At 70.0% G+C, this 4,492-nt stretch carries 2 protein-coding genes and 1 pseudogene; 2 read left to right on the top strand and 1 reads right to left on the bottom strand.

Going from position 1 to position 4,492, the window contains the following annotated elements; genetic code table 11:
- Positions 1-1,487: pseudogene (locus I53_RS30050) on the bottom strand (acetolactate synthase large subunit); the annotation flags it as partial.
- Positions 1,488-1,696: 209 nt separating this feature from the next.
- Here I53_RS30050 and I53_RS30045 point away from each other — a divergent pair.
- Both I53_RS30045 and I53_RS30040 read left to right on the top strand, forming a co-directional pair.
- A complete protein-coding gene (locus I53_RS30045; RefSeq protein WP_051045131.1) occupies positions 1,697-3,298 on the top strand; it encodes an ABC transporter substrate-binding protein in 1,602 nt (533 codons plus the stop codon).
- Between the two features lie 5 nt (positions 3,299-3,303).
- A partial coding sequence (locus I53_RS30040) for an amidase (protein ID WP_043358045.1) occupies positions 3,304-4,492 on the top strand: 1,189 nt, incomplete at its 3' end.

Below are 4,492 nucleotides of genomic sequence, written 5' to 3'. Positions count from 1 at the left end.
CGCGATGAAGTCGGGCAGGGTCTCGACCCGCCGCCCCGCGACCCCGAATCCTCGGGCGAGGCTCACCCAATCCACCGCCGGATCGTCGAGGCTCAGCATGCCGAGCGCCTTCGGGCCGGGATTGAGCGCGCCGACATTGGCGAGCTCCGCCCGCAGGATCGCGTAGGAGCGGTTCGACCAGACGAGCGTCACCACGTCGAGGCGCTCGCGGGCCTGGGTCCAGAGCGCCTGCACCGTGTAGAGACCGCTGCCGTCCGCCTGCAGGTTGATGACCTTGCGATCGGGGCAGGCCACGGCCGCGCCGGTCGCCATCGGGATGCCGAGGCCGATCGACCCGCCGCTGAGCTGGAGCCAGGTATGGGGCGCGGCATCCCGGGTCAGGGCGAAGAAGTTGCGCCCCGTCGTGATCGACTCGTCGCAGATCACCGCGCCCTCGGGGATCAGCGCGCCGAGCACCTGCCCGATCGTGTCCTGGTCCAGCGGACCTGAGGTCGGGAGCTTCGGCCGCGGGCCGACGGCGACCGGTTCGGCGGGCGGGGCCGCGACGGCCTCGGCGAGCCGCTCGAGGGCGTCGATCTGGTCCTCCTCGGGCGTCGCCAGCGTGATCGTGGTGCTGCCCTCCGGCGCCAGCAGGCTCGGCTTGCCCGGGTAGGCGAAGAAGCCCACCGGCGGGGTCGCGCCGATCAGGATGATGTGGCGGAAGTCCTTCAGGGCCGCGATGCCCTGGTCGATCGGGTAGGGCAGGCGCTCGATCGGCACGGTGCCGGCGCCGCGGTCGATCCGGGCATTCGACGTCATGGCCATCAGCTGCGCGCCGGTCTTGCGGGCGACCGGTCGGCGATCACCCGGCCCTCGTTCCGGACTGCCCGGTCGCCGAGATGCAGGAGCACCGGCTCGCCGCTCCGGAGCGCCTCCACGGCCGCCGCGATCGCGTCGTCGCTCGCCCGCGCACGCTCGGGGATCGGCGGCACGGGCGCGGGTCCGGTGCCGGGATCCCAGGCGGTGTTGGCCGGGAGGATCAGCGTCGCGACCTGACCCGGGGCGGTACGGGCGGCCGCGATGGCGGCGGCGCCGTCCGCACCGATCTCGGAGGCGCTCATCCCGGTCCGCACCCAGGACGACATCGGATGGGCCAGCCCCTCGATGTCGGAGGTGAGCGGGGCGTTGTATTCCCGATGGTAGGTCGCGTGCTCGCCGACGATGTTGACGACGGGGGTGCGTGCCTTCTTGGCGTTGTGGAGGTTGGCCAATCCGTTGGCGAGGCCCGGCCCGAGATGGAGCAGGGTCGAGGCCGGCTTGTCGGCCATGCGGGCGTAACCGTCGGCGGCGCCCGTCGCCCCGCCCTCGAACAGGAACAGGACGCAGCGCATCCCCTCGACCCGGTCGAGGGCGGCGACGAAATGCATCTCGGACGTGCCGGGATTGGTGAAGCACACCTCGACCCCGCCCTCGACAAGGGTCCGGACCAAGCTCTCGGCCCCGTTGATGGCGCGCGGCGTCTCGTCGGTCACGGGTATCTCCCTCGCGGTGCCGCCGAGTTGGCCGGCGAATCGCATTTTTTATTATCGTGACGCGGCGGACGCCACGCGCAAGAGGCGAAGTCCGGCATCTTCTGTTCGCCGAACGCAGGACCTAAACTTGAGCGTGGCGCGGGAATTGCGCTTGGCGCGCCGCAACTACGACGATTGGGATCCGGATGACATTTCGCCGCCTGATTGCCGCCGCCCTGGCGGGTTCCGTGGCCCTGACGGGATCGGCCAGCGCCGAGAGCGTCCTGCGCATCGCCATGACGGCGAGCGACATCCCCACCACGACGGGCATGCCCAACAACGGCTTCGAGGGGATGCGCTTCCTCGGCTACCCGATCTTCGAGGGGCTGGTGCAGTGGGATCTCAAGAGCACCACCAAGCTCGCCGGGCTCATCCCGGCTTTGGCCGAGCGCTGGGAGCAGGATCCGAACGACAAGGCGGTCTGGACCTTCCACCTGCGCCAGGGCGTGAAGTTCCATGACGGGACGCCGTTCAACGCCGACGCGGTGATCTGGAATCTCGACCGCTACTTCAAGAACGACAGCCCGCAATTCGAGGCCCAGGGCGCCGGCATCACACGGGCGCGGGCGCCGCTCGTCGGGAGCTACAGGAAGATCGACGATTCGACCGTGCAGATCACCACCACGCAGGTCGCCTCGTACTTCCCCTACATGGTGGTCTACATGCTCTTCACCTCGCCCACCTCCTTCGAGAAGGCGGGGCGCGACTGGAGCAAGGTCGCGGCGCTGCCGGCAGCCGGCACGGGCCCGTTCAGGATCACCCGCGTGGCCCCGCGGGAGGCGGTCGATCTCGCCAAGTTCGACGGCTACTGGGACCCGGACCGGATGGCCAAGGTCGACAAGGTCCGGCTGCTGCCGATCCCGGAGGCGAATGCCCGGGTCGCGGCCTTCCGGGCCGGCCAGGTCGACTGGATCGAGGTACCGGCGCCCGACGCGATCCCGTCGCTTGAACAGGCGGGCTTCACGATCACCACGGGCTCATACCCGCATGTCTGGCCCTACCTCTTCAACATCGGCGCCAAGGACAGCCCGCTGAAGGATGTGCGCGTCCGGCAGGCCCTGAACTACTGCATCGACCGGGCGGGCATCGTCGAACTCCTCAACGGGACCGCCGAGCCGGCGACGGGGTGGCTGAACGACAAGGACCCGAATTTCGGCAACCCGAAGAACCGCTACACCTTCGACGCCGCCAAGGGGAAGGCGCTGCTGGCCGAGGCCGGCTTCACCGACAAGAAGCCGCTCAGCCTCAAGGTGATGATCTCCTCCTCCGGCTCGGGGCAGATGCTGCCGATGCCGATGAACGAGTACCTGCAGGAGAACCTGAAGCAGGCCTGCAACGTCGATCTGACCTTCAACGTCGTCGAATGGCAGGTGCTGCTGAACGCCGCCCGGGCGCTCCCCGACGCGCCGAACCTTCAGGGGGCGATGGCGCTCAATGTCTCCTCGCCCTCGTCGGATCCCGCCGTCATGGCCCGCTACTTCGCGGGCGACCGGTTCCCGCCCAACGGCTTCAACTTCCCCAACTGGAAGGATGACCCGTTCGACACGGCCCTGAAGGCGCTTGCCGAGACCACCGACGCCAAGGTGATCGACGCGCAGACCAAGACCGCCCACGAGCGCCTGGTGGACAACCCGCCCTGGCTGTTCGTCGTCCACGACCTCAATCCCCGCGGGATGTCCAAGAAGATCCACGGTTTCGTCTCGCCGCAATCCTGGTTCGTCGATCTCACCCTCGTCAGCGTGCAGTAGAACCCATGTCCGACATCGATCCCGTACACGCCTCCGCGGCCGAACTCGCCCGGGCGATCCAGGGGCGGACGCTCTCGCCGGTCGAGGCCGTCGATGCCCTTCTCGGGCGGATCGATCGGCTGGAGCCCAAGCTCCAGGCCTTTACGGAGGTCTTCGCCGCCGATGCCCGACTCGCCGCCGAGGGCGCCGACCGGGCGATCCGGTCGGGCCATGCCGTGGGGCCGCTCCATGGCGTCCCCGTCGTGCTCAAGGACCTGATCGACCTGGAGGGCCGGATCACCATGGGCGGCTCGGCCGCCCACCGGGCCCGGCGGGCGGAGCGCACCGCGACGATCGCCAAGCGCCTCATCGGCCAGGGCATGATCGTGCTCGGCAAGACCCACACGGTGGAGTTCGCCTATGGCGGCTGGGGCACGAACCAGCATCTCGGCACACCGTGGAATCCCTGGGACACCGAGACGCCGCGCACCCCCGGCGGCTCGAGCAGCGGCACCGGCGTTTCGGTGGCGGCCCGGATGGCCCCCTGGGGCATCGGCACCGACACCGGCGGATCGGTGCGCCTGCCGGCCGCCTTCTGCGGGCTGACGGGGCTCAAGGTGACGGTCGGGCGCGTCTCGACCTGGGGGATCGTGCCGCTGTCTATGACCCTCGATACGCCCGGACCGCTGGCCCGCACCGTGGAGGATGCCGCGCTTCTCTACGAGGCGATCTCCGGCCCCGATCCCCGCGATCCGACCACCCGCGGGATCCAGCCGGAGGCCCCCTGGTCCACGCTCAACCGCGGCGTCCGCGGTCTGCGCCTCGGCCGGATGCCGGCCTCGGAACGGGACGGGGTCGCCCCCGACATGCTGGCCGCCTACGACGCGGCCCTGGACCTCCTGGCCGGGCAGGGGGCGGAGATCGTGGATGTCGAACTGCCGTTCCGGTTCAGCGACTGCATGGCGCTGACCGAGATCACCAACGCGGAGGCCTACTTCGTCAATGGGAGCCTGGCGGAGGACCCGTCCGCGCAACTCGGCGACGCCGTGCGGGGGCGGATCCTGGCCGGCGCGACGGTCTCGGCCCAGGCGTACCTCGGCACGCTTCACCGGCGGGCCGCGATGAAAGAGCAATACGCTGCCGCCCTCGAGGGGATCGACGCCCTGCTGACGCCGACCACCGAGAGCGCAGCCGTGGCCCTCGCCGCCGTCGACG

This window comes from Methylobacterium sp. B1, from assembly GCF_000333255.1.
In the GTDB taxonomy this organism is placed as follows: domain Bacteria; phylum Pseudomonadota; class Alphaproteobacteria; order Rhizobiales; family Beijerinckiaceae; genus Methylobacterium; species Methylobacterium fujisawaense.
This window is presented reverse-complemented; position numbering and strand designations above follow the sequence as displayed.